The organism is Roseburia hominis A2-183, from assembly GCF_000225345.1.
Taxonomy (GTDB): domain Bacteria; phylum Bacillota; class Clostridia; order Lachnospirales; family Lachnospiraceae; genus Roseburia; species Roseburia hominis.
This window is the reverse complement of sequence record NC_015977.1, coordinates 895,539-909,633: the sequence shown is the minus strand read 5'-3', so window position 1 is coordinate 909,633 and position 14,095 is coordinate 895,539. Positions and strand designations below refer to the sequence as shown.

Sequence of the window (14,095 nt, the reverse complement as noted above, 5' to 3'; positions counted from 1 at the left end):
CAATAAATCCCGCGCCATTGCGGGATTTGTATTACCTTATGAAAACGTCAGCCATGCCTGAACACAAATCCATCCGGATTACGGCTGAAGACGTCCTTTTTTTACATTTTCCTCAATGAGCGACTTTGCATACGCCCACAGTTCCTCGGATCCCTCATGTGTTCTGCTGTTGCGCGCAAGCACCTGAGACTCCCTGACGCCGTGCTCCACCCAGGATTTGCCGTTCGAAGCATTGTTCAGAAGAAGCGGCTGTACCTTGTCCAGCATATTGGCGAACTTCGCCTCCACCGTCTCCATCGCCTCAAACTCATCCCACAGACCGCGATATTCCATGCGCTGTGCATCCGGAAGCAGCCCGAAAATACGGTCCGCCGCCTTCAACTCGCGCTCCCGCTTGGTCTTATTGCCTTCGGTATCGTATGCGTAGGTGTCCCCGGCGTCGATCTCAATCACATCGTGAAGCAGCACCATCTTCATCGTCTTTAGCACATCAATCTTCTCGTTCGCATAATCTGCAAACACAAACGCCATCAACGCCAGATGCCAGGAATGTTCCGCATCATTTTCCTTGCGGCTTCCATCCGACAGATAGGTCTGTCTTGTTATCTTTTTTATCTTATCCAGCTCCATGATAAAAGCCATCTGTTTCTCAAAATCCGTCATATTCTTCTCCTATGCCAAAAAGCCGATCACGTACAGCGCCACCCAGATTCCGGTAATCAGAAGCGAGCAGAGCGTCGAAAGATACGGGAACAGCTTAAAAGAGTTCTCCTCCCCAAGGCTCTTCACCGCCAGAACGAGCGCACAGATGCCGATCAGCATCGATGTCACTCCCGCACTTCCCAGATACATGCTCCCGTTGCCGCGGCTGTCAAAAGAACTGACCACCGCCGCAACCAGTATCCCGATGGAAATAATCGACAAAAAAAGTGCTGCCACACCCCTCTTTGAGTGTGTCTTCTCTGTAAATCTGTATCCGTTTCTATGTCGTCTCGCCACTTTCTTTTCCTCTCTGATTTCTCTGATGATAATAACGCACAAACAGGCGATATAGGCCGTAACCCGCCATACCGCCCAGCGTATTTAACAGGAGATCGTCCACATCAAAGCTTCCGACTCGAAAGACAAGCTGCAGCAGTTCTACCAGAAGACTCAGTTCAAAACTGTAAAATGCCGTCCGCCAGAATTTTTTACACCTGCCTGAAAAAACGGGCAGAAAAAATCCAAACGGCAGAAACGCCGCCACATTTCCCAAAATATTGAGCAGTACGGCTTTCATGCCGAGGACTCTCCAGTATTTTACAAAACGCGCGATCTCCTTTAACGGAACCAGATTGTAATGATATGCCCGCTCGCTGTAGGTGCGCCCCATCTTCTCCGAAAAGAACAGAAAATAAAACAGCACCACAAAATAAATCAGAAATAAAATTCCTGCTGCAAGACGATGTTTTCTTCTAGTTGCAGCCATACTGCTTATAGTAGTCGTCAATGGCAGCCTTGATGGTATCGTCAATCACAACACGTCCCTGGCATGTGCGGTTGTACAGATGCTCTACCACCTCTTCCATGGTAACGATCGCATTCGTCTCAAATCCATACTTTTCGCGGATCTCCTCCAATGCGCTCTTCTCGCCGCCAAGCCCCTTTTCCATGCGGTTTAAGGATACCATCAGCCCCACGATCGTGACATCTGCCGCTCCTCTCACCTTCGGAACCGTCTCCTCCATGGATTTGCCTGAAGTCGTGACGTCCTCAATCATGACCACACGGTCACCGTCTTTTAACTTACTGCCGAGGAAGCTTCCCTTATCTGCCCCGTGATCCTTCTCCTCCTTGCGGTCAGAGCAGTAGCGCACCTCCTTGCCATACAGATTGTGAAACGCCACCGCAGTCACAACGCTGATCGGAATTCCCTTGTATGCCGGTCCAAACAGCACATCAAAATCATCCCCATAGGTCTCATGAATCGCTCTGGCATAATACTCGCCCAGACGCATCAGCTGGGATCCGGTCACATAAGCCCCCGCATTCATAAAAAACGGGGATTTCCTGCCGCTTTTTAAGGTAAACTCCCCGAACTTGAGCACATCGCTCTCCACCATAAATTCAATAAACTCCTGCTTGTACTGCTCCATTCTATCTATATCCTCCTGTTATCCTAAGCCGTCTTTTGTTTTCGTTCTATTCTACTCTACCATAAAAAAAGGAGAACCGCAATGCGTCCCGGTAGCTTTCGGCCTTCCTGTTGGCGTAAAAATATTAGCAGACTCCATCATAATGTGTCCACATTCTAATTATTTTCACGGTTCCATCATACCTCATCCCTTTCCATTCCACTGGCTCACTATACACCTGATAAACCAGCCTGTGCTGAATATTGATTCTTCGCGAATAAACTCCCTGCAAATTTCCAACCAGCGCTTCATAGGGTGGTGGATTTTGAAAAGGGGTTTCCCGGATGACCTCTATCAGCTTTTTCGCCTTATCATCAAGTCTGGCACTCTTCAAATTCTTAATATCTTTTACTGCCTGCTTATCATATACAATTCTGTACATAGATCTACCATTCTACATCTTCCTCTGGCACACAATCTTCTAACCGCGTATCCATCCCGCTTCTTATGGATTCAACCATACCTGGAATTGCGTTCAAATATATCGTTTCCTGAATTGCATTCCAATCATTCTCGGAAACAAGAACCGCATTTCCTTTTTTGCTTACAATTAAAGCCGGTTCGCTGTAGCGATTAACGTCTTCTACCAGACTGTAGAGTTCCTTTCTTGCATTTGTTATATTGATTGCCGACATAATAAATCTCCCTTTTGCTTGTAGTGTAATTTCTATATTTTTTTGTTATTTTGTCATTTGAAAATCTCTTGTTCCATTCTCGTACATTCTTGTTCTTCATTTTAGTTACATCAAATCCGATGTAGTTGCCTTATGTTCTTTTATGCTTATGAATGTCGAGATTTTTATGTCATAGTTATTATAGCGTACGTCATTGCGTACGTCAAGTTGCTATTTTATTCTATGCACAAGTCACACAAATTTTTCCCATAAGCAAATAAAATATCCAGAATCCCAAAGTCAGACTTGTCTTTTCCAACTCCGGTTTCTGGATATCTTCTGTTCCTCCGATATACGCTTATAACTTCTCCGCTTCTCTTCCGTATACTTCAATCTGCGTCAGCGCAGGGAACGGCGACGGGTCGTCCGCTTTTTTCAGCTTTTCCAAGGTCAGTTCTGTGATAACCCGCTCCTCGAATACGATCTCGTGCGGCTTTTCGCTTTTTTCCAGCTCTGCCACGACCTCGCTTCCATCCGAGAACCGGATCGTCACCTGCTTCCACCAGTTATCGTGCGGGAAATCCGCCCTTGTGTACAGACGGATGCGGCTGACCACCACCTTTCTGCCGAATTCCAGCCTCATATTCGCATCCTCGCGTCGGTTGATTCCCCACGATTCATACGGCCATTCTCCGTGCGCATCATTCACCGTGACGCCGTCGATCGCGTTTCTGGCGGCGAACACCGCCTCCCCGCGCGTCTCCACATTCGCCGATGCATGCGGATAACAGTTGGTCTCCCCATGCTGGTCCATCACATTTTTTGCAAGATTCCTGCAGGAGCCGAAGCATGTCATATCCGCAAGCTTTGCGGTGATTAAATGCCGGTTCCCGGAAAATGTCTTGGGCGAGTAGGAAATCTTTCTCTCCCCGAACGGAATCCTGTAGTGGACGTCCCCGGTCACATAGACGGTTGCCGCCCCGAGCGCATCGTCCGCCATCAGTTCGTAGAAGGCATTTTTCGGGGAGATCTCAAAGATAATCTCATCCCCCTCCTCGTATTCTTTCGTGTAGACCAGTGCCGCCTCATCCTCTCCTCTGGCAACACTTAGGGTCATGCCGTCCTTATTCTGTATCTTAATCGTTATCACTGCCATCTTTCCCCTCATCTCTCCATTCATACTGTGAAAAAACAAACGTCAGGATCTTCGCGTGTACATATGCGATTCCGCCGGCCGACACAAAAAGCAGCGGCCAGAACACAAACAACGCCGCCGTGATAAACAGTGCCGCGGATGTCAGCATCAGAAATGTCCAGCCGAAGTTCTTAAACGACATCACAAACGCAAGCGCAAGCGTCTTCTTTAAATCCGCGTCCGTCCATGCCAGCAGTGGAAACACATACAGGGCAACGAAGACAAAAATCACCGACAGCACCAGAAAAATCCAGAAAAACACCGTTCCGACGCCGCCTGCGAGGTGATAATAAAAATATAAATCCGCTCCGAAAAAGATTCCGAGCGCCAGCATTCCGATCCAGGCGATCGTCGCAGATTTAAAATTCTCCTTAAACGCCCGCACAAAATCTTCCCGGATGTAGCCCTCCTTGTTGGACGCTAACGTCATGGAACAATAGCAGAGTGCGCACGTCGACGCCCCGATTGTTACGACCGGCAGTGAAAAAAGCAGCCACAGACATGTCAGAAAAAACATATCCGTCACCTTTCCCATAAAACGCCAGACCGGATTGTCCATATCAAACATTTTTCCCATCGTCTTTCCTCCCTGTCTCTTCCTGCGAAATCATCGCTTTGTATTCCTCTGCCGAAAACGCGGCTGCCACCCCGGTGTTCTCCTCAAAGATCCACCGGAGCATCCCGACCGCCTGCTCCTTCCTCTCTGATCCGCTCACAATCCCGATCACCGGGTCTAAGAGCGTAATCCCGTACTGCTTCACAAACGCGGTATCTGTCAGTGTGATGCCGCATGCCACACCGTTTTTTTCATAGATGCGCGCCCCCAGCGCTTCACATGCCCCAGCGCCCAGCAGTTCCCCAAGATCAGCAAACGCATTCAGGTTACAGTAATAGTCAAACACATCTTTTTCCAGAATCATGAAGTCGAGCTCGTGCGCATACACGTACGTCGTGATCGTTGCGAGGGAATCCTGCGTATTGGCATCGGCGATCGGCGTCTGCCCCAGCGCGGCTGCATCCATGGTAAGCGCTGTGTCCACGACGACCTCCTCCCCGTTAGGATCGCCCCCGATCCCGGCGAGGATCGCCTCCTCCATCTGGGTTGTCACCGCATCGTCCTGCACATTGTTGACCACTTCTCCCATGAGAATCTGTGTCTTTTCTTTTTTCCCCATGGTGTCCGCAACATAGAGGACCGCTGCCGCGAGAACCACTGCAAAAATTACGACACCTTTATAATAAGTCCACCAATGCTCCAGTTTCTTTCGCACCGCGCATCCTCCTTTTTGCTTCTCTCCTACCAGTTCAGAACGTCGCCCACCAGCACATCCTCGGCCTTGTCAAAGACAATCACATTTCCGTAGCCCATACAGCCGTCTGCCTCCACGAGGTCGGTCGGCGAATTGACCTCCTGATGGCAGAGGATCACCACATATTCCTTTTCGCCTGTGGTGATCTTTAATGCCTCCGCCATCGTCTCCGGATAGTCTGTCTGCTTTAATGCCGAGCGCACCGGAAGCTTCTCAATCGAAAGCGGGCGTCCCGGATGTGCATCGATGACCGTGATAAGGCTGGTAAAACCGTCCCCCGGCTTTGTCACCTTACACACCGTATTTTCCTCTTCCACATTGTAATGTCTTGCAATGTGGCCGCGCTTAAGCTCTGCTTTCACCTGCGCCGACACAAAATAAAAATCCGCTTCTGCCATTTTACCACGATAGGCCACGCATGGGAACTTCTTTTCTCCCGGCGCAGTCAACGTCACCGCACCATGATTGTTAAAATGAAAATACTGCTGGTAGGTGTGACAGTCCCCGGTGTACATCTCATCCACCAGAATATACAGGTCAGGCTTTATGTAAACCACCTTCCGGTTCACATAGACGCCGCCCGGAAGATCCATGTAGCCGAGCTGCCCCGCCTGTGCAAATTCCGCCAGCTTTGTGCACCGGAAATTCTCTTTGACCGGCTGGGAAAGCTTCGAGCACTCCCAGGAATCCTTGCAGACGGTAAACGGCAGATCATCCACCGTGATCGTATTGTGTCCTGACGGATCCTTGTACGAAAAACGCTTTGGTCCTGAAACGTAGGTATATCTACCACCGTCCATCAGCACATCCTCGCCGTTTACAACCAGGTCGATGTGCAGCTTATCGGAATGTCCGTGCCCCGCTCCCATCGTCCCGGAATGCAGATGCAGGAAATTGGCGCGTTCTGACCAGTCCGACCGGAAATAAGTGTTCCCGCTGTGTTCCAGAAACAGCGATGTAAAGTCCGGTTTTCTGCGCTCCATCACCGCATATTCTTCCCCGGCTTTCATGCCGAGATCCCAGATACTTTCATAATCAAGACGGTCGAATCCGCCAAACCGCAGCACCGGATTTAAAAACAGATACGCCGCCACGCTGATGCGGTCCCGCACATCCACGTCGTCGCTGTCCCCCATCATCACGATGTGGTGATCCGGCTTTAACCACGCGACATCCGCCATTGCCATCTTCTCCGTCTGGCGCAGGATCACGTCCGGCAGTGCAATGCCGTTCCGCTTTGCCAGAAGGATCACGTCTAACAGGCAGTGCAGCACCTCGTTGTGATACATCGGCGACTGCTCCCAGTGCACGCCGTCCGGCATGATCTGCATCCGCACCTGCACCTCAAGATTCTTCACGGCAAACGCGATAAACTGCTTTGTCTTCTCGCTCTGCGGGAGACACACGCCGATCTCAAACAGCCCGTGATTCTCAATGACGCCCCAGTTACTCATATAGCGGTAAGCGGAATGACATTCCATGATGTGTTCCGCCTGCAGGATCATGCTGTCATAATATTTCTGTAAAAACGCTTCCGTGAGCGTCGGGCTGTCATGAAACAGCCAGATCGCCTTGCTCCAGTATTCCCCGCGAAAGCCGGTGTCTAGACTTCTCCACGGTCCCGCCGCATACTTCTCGTTCAGCGGGACATGATCGATCCAGTCCTCCGCAATCTCCATAAACGCTCTCGCATATTTCTCATCCCCGGTCATCTGATACGCCTGACCGAGCGTCATGAAAAAGCGGTGTCTGTTGAACTGCCAGACAAATTCCGGATCGTCTGCCGGCATATACGTCCAGTCGATCGCTCCGTCAAACTGTACCGGCTCGTCGGTCTGCTCCAGATCCCACTTGGAGTTGAACAGAAAATATTTCCGGCACACACCGTCCGCCACCGCAAGCGTCTGCGCGACATCTTCTGGAAATTGCTCCCTGCAGTACGCCCCGACCGCTTTTCCATCCTCACAGTAATAGTGTGATGCATCCCTGTCAAAAAATGCTTCTCTTTTCATCCTGCCATACCTTCCTTTTTCCCTTGTTACCAATACGGATTCCAGTCTTTTTTCAGCCGCATGAGCGCTTCCATGTAAAAATAGTCTCCCCAGATATTGCACTCGTCCACCCCGTAATGATTGCAGGTATTATACGGAGAGTGGTTGGAATAGGTGCTGTGTAACACCAACCCGTTCGACTCTTTTGGATCTTTCACCGCGTATCCGTCGTACAACGCCTTCATCAACCGTTTTGCCGTTGCACGGTAAGCTTCTGCCTCGTCCGGCTTTAGATATTTTGCCATCTCAAGCATTCCGCATGCTGCGATCGACGCCGAGGAGGAATCTCTCGGCTGATCGTCCCCGTCCGTGAACTCCAGATCCCAGAACGGCACCATATCCTTGGGCAGATGCGCCAGGAAAAAGTCCGTGACATCCCGGAACTTCTGAATGTATTCTTCCCTTTCCGTGTACTTGTAGGCGAGCGCCATCCCGTAGATGCCCCATGCCTGGCCTCTCGCCCACGCCGAACCGTCGCGGTATCCCTGACAGGTGGCTCCGTGATCCGGTGCCCCCGTCTTCATATCGAAGAAAAAGGTGTGCCAGGTGGAATGATCCTCACGGATCACATTGGCGACCGCCGTGTGAATATGCTTCTCCGCAATGTCCCGATACTTCGGATCGCCGGTCTCCTCCGACGCCCAGTAGAGCAGCGGCAGATTTAAAAGACAGTCGATGATCAGCCGGTAGTTTTCCGGTGCATCCATCGCACCCCACGCCTGTATAAAATTGCCCACCGGGTGAAATCTGCGGATGAGCTGATCGGCTGCCAGTATGGCTGCCTTTCTTCCCGTCTCATTCCCGGTCAGTTTATAGCCCGCCACGCAGGACGGCGAATACAAAAATCCCATATCGTGGTGATCGACTTCGATCTTGTTTTCAATGCGGTTCAAAAAGCTGTCAATCTGGATTTCACCGGCTTTTTTATAGATGTCTTTCCCGGTATCCTCGTAGGACAGCCAGATCTCGCCCGTCCAGAATCCCGTCGTCCAGTCCACATTGTCCGTCGGCGCGTAAAACCCGTTCTCGCTGTAAGCCTTCTGGAACTTCGTCGTGAACTCCGGCAGATTGCGCTTTACCTGCGCCGTGGAGAAATCCATCGCCTCTCTGATCTCCTGCTCTGTGATCTGCGGTTTTTCTTCGTATCGCATACCCTTCTTCTCCTTTTCCGTTTTCAAATCATGTTATGTTTATCCAACACGTTATTCCTGTAGAGTAAAACAAAGCCGTCACACAAACGATCTCTTTTTGTGTGACAGCTTTGTTACATACCTTCGGTCTTAGCCCTTTAAACCGGTAGATGCAATTCCCTCTACAAAGTATCTCTGCAGACAGATAAATACGATGAGTACCGGAATCAGGGAAAGTACCGAGCCTGCCATAATCAGTCCGTACTGGGAGGAATACTGACCGATGAACATTTTGAGACCTAACTGAATGGTCTTCTTCTCCTGGGATTTTAAGTAAATCAATGGTCCGAGGTAGTCATTCCACGTTGCCACGAAAGTGAAGATTGTCAGCGTGGACAGCGCCGGTTTTGACAGCGGAAGCATGATGTGCGAATAAATTTTGTATTCACTCATGCCGTCGACTCTCGCCGCCTCACACAGTTCGTTCGGAATACCGTCATAGAACTGTCTCATCATGAACACGCCGAATGCGGAAAATGCCTGCAGACAGATCATTGCGAGCAGCTTATCGTTCAATCCCATCTTACGCATCATGATAAACTGCGGAACCATGTATACCTGCCACGGCATAGCGATGGTCGCAATGTATGCCATGAACAGTACATTCTTATGCTTGAACTCCAGTTTTGCAAAAGAGTATGCTGCAAAGCTGCTTGTCAAAAGCTGTAAGGCGGTCACCACGATTGTGAGGAACACGGTGTTCTTCACGAACGTGCCAAACGGAATCTTCGTCCAGATATCCACGTAATTGCTCCAGCGCGGTGTCTCCGGAATCAGAACAAACGGCGTCATCTGGAATACTTCACGGTCTGTCTTAATGGAAGCGGACAGCATCCAGATAAACGGGATCAACATTGCCGCCGTGATAATCAGTAAAATCAGATACAGGAAGAACTTCTTGATCAGATTGTTTCGTTTCATCGATGTTTCTTTTTTCTGCTTTGTCATTATCTCTCTCATCTCTGTTCTCCCCCTTTCTAGTCCTCTAACTTCTTCTCATATGCAAACTGTATAATCGTTACAGCAAGTACCAGTACAAACAGTACCATTGCGACCGCACTCGCATAACCGAGTTTCCAGTAGTCGAATGCATTTTCGTAAATGTAGTAAACAAGTACGGATGCGGAGTTGCTTAACTTGCCCTGGCTTCCGCCTGCCAGCATGATGGCGATGTCGTACACCTTAAAGCAGTTGATCGTCAGCATCACGACAACGAAAAAGGTGGTGGATCGCAGCTGCGGCCAGGTGATATATTTAAATTTCTGCCAGGTCGTCGCCCCGTCGAGGCTTCCCGCCTCGTATAATTCCGACGAGATTCCCTGCAGTCCCGCAAGGTAGATTACCATGTAGTAACCCATATATTTCCAGACACTGAATAAAATAAGTGTCAGCATAATCAGATTTCCGCTAAACCAGTTCGGCAGATTCTTCTGCTCGATCCCGCAGATTGTCATCAAAAGATAATTCACCGGTCCCTTGGTCGGATGAAAAATCATGGACCATACCGTTGTGATGGCAACGAGGGATGCTACATACGGGAAGAACGATACCGTTCTAAAAAAACCTCTTCCCTTCACCTTCTGGTTTAAGACAATTGCCAGTGCCAGCGACACAACCATGGTAAGCGGTACCGTGCCGACACAGTAGATAATCGTGTTTTTTAAGGATGCCGTGAAAAAAGTATCCGACGGCAGTTTCAAGAAATTGGAAAGTCCGACAAACTGAATCGGGTTGTTTCCATCCCATTCCGTAAATGCCAGAATAAAGGCAAATATGATCGGGATCAATGTAAATACGGCGAATCCGATGAAGTTCGGCGCAATGAAAGAATAGGCAACCAGATCGTCTCTGGTCTGCTTTGACAGTTTGCGGCCGCTTCGCATTGCAGCAGCCTTCCACTGCAGTTTGTTTCTGTTTTGAATCAGTTTCTGTTTTTTCTTGTTATCAGTTTCGTTCTGACTTTGTTCCCACAGTCTTGCCATTTCGGCTTCCATCTGCTCTAATTTTGCTGCTTTCTTCTTATCCATAACCATGCCCAAAAGCCAGATACGGCTTATTTCCTTTCTCCTTTAAGCTGTTTCATTTTTAAGGGCCGGCTGTTTTCAGCCAGCCCTTTTATCAGCAGTCGTGGTTATGCTTCCGTTCCATTACTGGTTCAGAATCTTTCCAACCTGCTCATTCATGGATGCTACACCCTCTTCTACGGTCACTTCACGGTTCATGATGGAAGTGTGGTAGGTGTCGAGGATACTGTTGATCTCTGATACGTTCTCAGCATACGGTACCTCAAGGTATGCATTTGTGATATTTAATGCTTCCTTGCTGCCCTCGTCTGTCGGGAATCCTGCCATGCCGGCGATTGTGTTGATGACATCGTCCGTCATAATTGCCGGGAAGTTACCGGTGGAAGCCATTACCTTTGCGCCCTCTGTACCGGATACCCAGTTTACGAAATCAAATGCTGCGTCCTTGTTTGCGGAAGCGCTTGTCACTGCAAGACCTGTGATCGTAGCGATCGTGCTGCCTGCCTCTGCTCCGTCCGGATGCGGATAGCTTGCGATACCCCAGTTGCCGCAGAGAGAGCTGTCGTACTCACCGCTGTCAAGATTGGAGATCAATGTGGAGATGAACCAGGAACCCATGTTCATCATAGCAACATTTCCGTTGGAGAATGCTGCGGAGTAGTGAAGACCTTCTGTGCTTAAGTCTGTGTAGGTCTGGCATACACCGTCATCCTCTTCACTTAAGATCATGTCATAGTACGGAATCATCCAGTCGTAATTGCCGTCCAGGATAGAGTGTTTTCCATCCAGGATTCCGAACAGTTCGACTGCGGATCTCCATGTGTGATAATGGCATCCGTATACCTGGGAACCGTAGGTGGTATCTGTCAGCTGTCTTGCCAGTGCATCGTAATCTTCCATCGTCATATCGTTGGACGGATAAGCAATGCCTGCTGCATCAAATACATCTTTGTTGTAGTAGATCAGCCAGTAATCGCTTCTGAACGGAAGTTCATATAAGCTTCCATCTACTGTTACCTGATCTGTGATTCCGTTGAAGTCTGCGAGGTTAATTCCTGCATCTGTGATGTAATCATCCAGGGACTCCAGCGTGTTCTTCTGAACCAGCGTTGCGTAACCCGGTACATCCTTGATCGTAACCACATCGAAGTCCGATCCGCTTCCGGATAACTCCGTTGCAAGGACAGTCATGTAATCGGTTGATCCAAGGTCTACCATCTCAATGGTGACGTTTGGATTTGCAGCCTCATATGCCTCCTTGAGTGCGTTCCAGTAAGGAGTGGTCTCCTGATCCCAGATTGCCCATTTGAGAGTGACTGCCTCTCCATCTGTCGCAGCCGCATCTGCTGCTGTCTCAGTGCCTGCCGCAGCGGTGTTTGTGTCTGCTGCCGCATCTGCTGATGCATCCGTTGAAGCTGTTTCCCCAGAGCCACAACCTGCAAGTAACGCCCCTGTCATGCTTGCTACAAGAAGCATGCTCAATACTCTTTTTTTCATCTGAATCCTCCTTTTCGTATCTCTATCGTTCTCCGATAAGATGATTTTATTATATTGGCTTTGCCATACAATGGACATAGATTTTTTTACGTTTAAATTCACATTTTTTTCCTCTTTCTGTTTTCGTCTGCATTTTTTCTTCCCAAACCTGTCTTTTTTCTCAAAACCTGTCTTTTTTTCTTCACTTTGCTTTTCGCTCTCCCAAAATGGATTTTTTTCTTTCCGAATTTTCTTTTTGTGTCTATAATATAAGGTATGAAGAAAAAATTTACGACGATTCGATCCCGAATTACACTGACTACGATTACACTCTGTATTTTCTTAAGTATCGCTGTGTCCTATATCAGCTATTCTTTCTATTATAAAAGTGTAAAACAAAATATGATCCGCACCGCGGAGTCCTCTCTGACACTGCTCGGCTCCTCCATTGACAGCAACATCCAGGATGCTTATTCTTTCGTCCGCAACTGTCAGGCGAACTCTTTTATCCTGAATTATCTGTCGTCACAGGGTTCCCAGAGTGCGCGTATCACCGCCTCTACTTATCTGAAGGGAAGCTACAACAGTTACGATGGCCGCTACTATATCAAGCGCATTTTTATTGCCTCCTACAAGAACCGGGATTTTATCCAGGCTCTTGCTTCCACCAACAACCAGCCCTTCCACTCGGCAGATGATATCCGGGATCTCTATTTTTTTGACAGCTACTACAGCAGCCCTTCCTATTCTTATAGCGAAGGTATCCTGACAACCGACGGCGGTTCACAGTATCTTCCGATCATCCGGCCGCTTTACAGCCAGTATAATTCCGACGAGCTCGGTTTTATCTACATCGAAATGTCGCCGAACGTCGTCACCATACCGCTTAAGACCGCCGGAACCTACCAGAACAACGACTTTTACCTGACGTTGGAAGATCACAGCTATGTGTACAGCAATTACACCCTGACGGACGCCAACCCTTCCTATGAGATTACGGGAGATCTCTCCTCCATTGCATCTTTCTCCGATACGATCGTAAAGGAGATTTCAAATGCCAACGGAAAGTTCGTCTCCATCTCGGTTCCGCTCGCCGCGGAACACTGCTATATCACGCAGCTGATCACGGTCAATACGTTTTACGGACAGCTTGCATCCATCATTTTCGTCATCGTGGCGTGCGCCGTCATTACCGGTATCATTCTTCACACGATTTTTAATCATATGATCAATCATCCGGTACAGGAACTGCAGGTCCGAATGAAGCACATTTCCGAGGGAAATTTCGAGCGCGACTCCTCGATCGAGTGGCAGCATGAGCTCGGCGACATCGGCAGAAGCATCAACGATCTCGCCGAAGATGTGAAAACACTGATGGATCAACGGATCCGCGATGAAAATGAGAAGCGTGAGTACGAGTACAAAATGCTGCAGAGCCAGATCAATCCGCATTTTCTCTACAACACGCTCAATTCCATCAAATGGATGGCAACGATCCAGAATGCGCCTGGCATCGCGGAGATGACGACGGCACTCTCCAGACTTTTAAAAAACATCGCAAAGGGAACAGAGAAGGCGGTTCCGCTCTCTGCAGAACTCTCCCTTCTGGATGATTATTTTACGATTCAGAAATACCGTTATGGAGGAACCATCTCCTTAGAATACAGGATCGATGACGAGGCGGCATTAAGCTGTCTGATTCCGCGCTTCACCTTACAGCCGGTCGTGGAAAATTCTATCTTTCATGGCATTGAGCCAAAGGGAACACCCGGAACGATCACTATTCACATTTTCCGGAAAAATGACGCGATTCTTCAGATCGACATTACCGACGACGGCGTCGGCATGACGGAAGAACAGGCAAGACAGCTTTTGTCCGAGAACAAGAACGAAAAGACTGAATTTTTCAGGGAAATCGGCGTCAGCAACGTGCACAAGCGGCTGCAGTATGAATTCGGCGAAGATTACGGCCTGCGTGTGGAAAGCCGGCTTTCCGAATTTACCACTGTGTCCGTCCTGCTTCCGTTTGCGCCGCAGGAAGACATCGGCTAAATGCAGACA

At 49.0% G+C, this 14,095-nt stretch carries 15 protein-coding genes; 1 reads left to right on the top strand and 14 read right to left on the bottom strand.

What is annotated here, in order from left to right; genetic code table 11:
* Positions 1–78: 78 nt before the first annotated feature.
* The 14 genes from RHOM_RS04125 to RHOM_RS04060 all read right to left on the bottom strand — a co-directional run bounded on the left by RHOM_RS04125 (position 79) and on the right by RHOM_RS04060 (position 12,055).
* A complete protein-coding gene (locus RHOM_RS04125; RefSeq protein ID WP_014079007.1) occupies positions 79–663 on the bottom strand; it encodes an HD domain-containing protein in 585 nt (194 codons plus the stop codon).
* A 9-nt stretch (positions 664–672) separates the two neighbouring features.
* Entirely contained in the window at positions 673–999 is a 327-nt protein-coding gene (locus tag RHOM_RS04120) for a DUF6142 family protein (protein WP_278244829.1), read from the bottom strand.
* Positions 983–1,468 (bottom strand): VanZ family protein, encoded by a 486-nt coding sequence (locus RHOM_RS04115; RefSeq protein WP_014079005.1) that lies wholly within the window; start codon positions 1,466–1,468, stop codon positions 983–985. Before RHOM_RS04115 ends, RHOM_RS04120 begins: the two co-directional genes overlap by 17 nt.
* Positions 1,455–2,135 carry an orotate phosphoribosyltransferase gene (gene pyrE, locus RHOM_RS04110; RefSeq protein ID WP_014079004.1) on the bottom strand — a complete coding sequence of 227 codons (681 nt, stop codon included), beginning with the start codon at positions 2,133–2,135 and terminating at the stop codon, positions 1,455–1,457. Before pyrE ends, RHOM_RS04115 begins: the two co-directional genes overlap by 14 nt.
* Positions 2,136–2,259: 124 nt before the next feature.
* Positions 2,260–2,556, bottom strand: a complete 297-nt coding sequence (locus tag RHOM_RS04105; RefSeq protein WP_014079003.1) for a Txe/YoeB family addiction module toxin — start codon at positions 2,554–2,556, stop codon at positions 2,260–2,262.
* Positions 2,557–2,560: 4 nt separating this feature from the next.
* A complete protein-coding gene (locus RHOM_RS04100; protein WP_014079002.1) occupies positions 2,561–2,809 on the bottom strand; it encodes a type II toxin-antitoxin system Phd/YefM family antitoxin in 249 nt (82 codons plus the stop codon).
* Between the two features lie 337 nt (positions 2,810–3,146).
* A complete protein-coding gene (locus RHOM_RS04095) occupies positions 3,147–3,944 on the bottom strand; it encodes a DUF7402 domain-containing protein (RefSeq protein WP_014079001.1) in 798 nt (265 codons plus the stop codon).
* Positions 3,925–4,560 (bottom strand): YesL family protein, encoded by a 636-nt coding sequence (locus RHOM_RS04090; protein ID WP_014079000.1) that lies wholly within the window; start codon positions 4,558–4,560, stop codon positions 3,925–3,927. The genes RHOM_RS04095 and RHOM_RS04090 overlap by 20 nt, the downstream gene beginning before the upstream one ends.
* Positions 4,544–5,254, bottom strand: a complete 711-nt coding sequence (locus RHOM_RS04085) for a hypothetical protein (protein ID WP_014078999.1) — start codon at positions 5,252–5,254, stop codon at positions 4,544–4,546. Before RHOM_RS04085 ends, RHOM_RS04090 begins: the two co-directional genes overlap by 17 nt.
* Positions 5,255–5,280: 26 nt before the next feature.
* On the bottom strand, positions 5,281–7,305 hold the full coding sequence (locus RHOM_RS04080; protein ID WP_014078998.1) for a heparinase II/III family protein: 2,025 nt from the start codon (positions 7,303–7,305) through the stop codon (positions 5,281–5,283).
* A gap of 26 nt (positions 7,306–7,331) precedes the next feature.
* On the bottom strand, positions 7,332–8,495 hold the full coding sequence (locus RHOM_RS04075) for a glycoside hydrolase family 88 protein (RefSeq protein ID WP_014078997.1): 1,164 nt from the start codon (positions 8,493–8,495) through the stop codon (positions 7,332–7,334).
* A 129-nt stretch (positions 8,496–8,624) separates the two neighbouring features.
* Positions 8,625–9,494 (bottom strand): carbohydrate ABC transporter permease, encoded by an 870-nt coding sequence (locus tag RHOM_RS04070; protein WP_014078996.1) that lies wholly within the window; start codon positions 9,492–9,494, stop codon positions 8,625–8,627.
* Positions 9,495–9,511: 17 nt separating this feature from the next.
* The gene (locus RHOM_RS04065) at positions 9,512–10,561 is read right to left on the bottom strand and encodes a carbohydrate ABC transporter permease (protein WP_081468032.1); all 1,050 of its coding nucleotides are present in this window, start codon (positions 10,559–10,561) and stop codon (positions 9,512–9,514) included.
* A gap of 120 nt (positions 10,562–10,681) precedes the next feature.
* Positions 10,682–12,055, bottom strand: coding sequence for an ABC transporter substrate-binding protein (locus tag RHOM_RS04060; RefSeq protein WP_014078994.1), 1,374 nt, complete (start codon positions 12,053–12,055; stop codon positions 10,682–10,684).
* A gap of 255 nt (positions 12,056–12,310) precedes the next feature.
* Here RHOM_RS04060 and RHOM_RS04055 point away from each other — a divergent pair, with 255 nt between their 5' ends.
* Positions 12,311–14,086: a sensor histidine kinase gene (locus RHOM_RS04055; RefSeq protein ID WP_044024607.1), complete on the top strand. Its 1,776-nt coding sequence runs from the start codon at positions 12,311–12,313 to the stop codon at positions 14,084–14,086.
* Positions 14,087–14,095: the final 9 nt, after the last annotated feature.

Coding starts and splice junctions, on each gene's coding strand:
- RHOM_RS04125 (WP_014079007.1), bottom strand. CDS start 663: ATGACGGATTTTGAGAAACAGATGGCTTTTATCATGGAGCTGGATAAG.
- RHOM_RS04115 (WP_014079005.1), bottom strand. CDS start 1,468: ATGGCTGCAACTAGAAGAAAACATCGTCTTGCAGCAGGAATTTTATTT.
- pyrE (WP_014079004.1), bottom strand. CDS start 2,135: ATGGAGCAGTACAAGCAGGAGTTTATTGAATTTATGGTGGAGAGCGAT.
- RHOM_RS04105 (WP_014079003.1), bottom strand. CDS start 2,556: ATGTACAGAATTGTATATGATAAGCAGGCAGTAAAAGATATTAAGAAT.
- RHOM_RS04100 (WP_014079002.1), bottom strand. CDS start 2,809: ATGTCGGCAATCAATATAACAAATGCAAGAAAGGAACTCTACAGTCTG.
- RHOM_RS04095 (WP_014079001.1), bottom strand. CDS start 3,944: ATGGCAGTGATAACGATTAAGATACAGAATAAGGACGGCATGACCCTA.
- RHOM_RS04090 (WP_014079000.1), bottom strand. CDS start 4,560: ATGGGAAAAATGTTTGATATGGACAATCCGGTCTGGCGTTTTATGGGA.
- RHOM_RS04080 (WP_014078998.1), bottom strand. CDS start 7,305: ATGAAAAGAGAAGCATTTTTTGACAGGGATGCATCACACTATTACTGT.
- RHOM_RS04075 (WP_014078997.1), bottom strand. CDS start 8,495: ATGCGATACGAAGAAAAACCGCAGATCACAGAGCAGGAGATCAGAGAG.
- RHOM_RS04070 (WP_014078996.1), bottom strand. CDS start 9,494: ATGAGAGAGATAATGACAAAGCAGAAAAAAGAAACATCGATGAAACGA.
- RHOM_RS04065 (WP_081468032.1), bottom strand. CDS start 10,561: ATGGATAAGAAGAAAGCAGCAAAATTAGAGCAGATGGAAGCCGAAATG.
- RHOM_RS04060 (WP_014078994.1), bottom strand. CDS start 12,055: ATGAAAAAAAGAGTATTGAGCATGCTTCTTGTAGCAAGCATGACAGGG.
- RHOM_RS04055 (WP_044024607.1), top strand. CDS start 12,311: ATGAAGAAAAAATTTACGACGATTCGATCCCGAATTACACTGACTACG.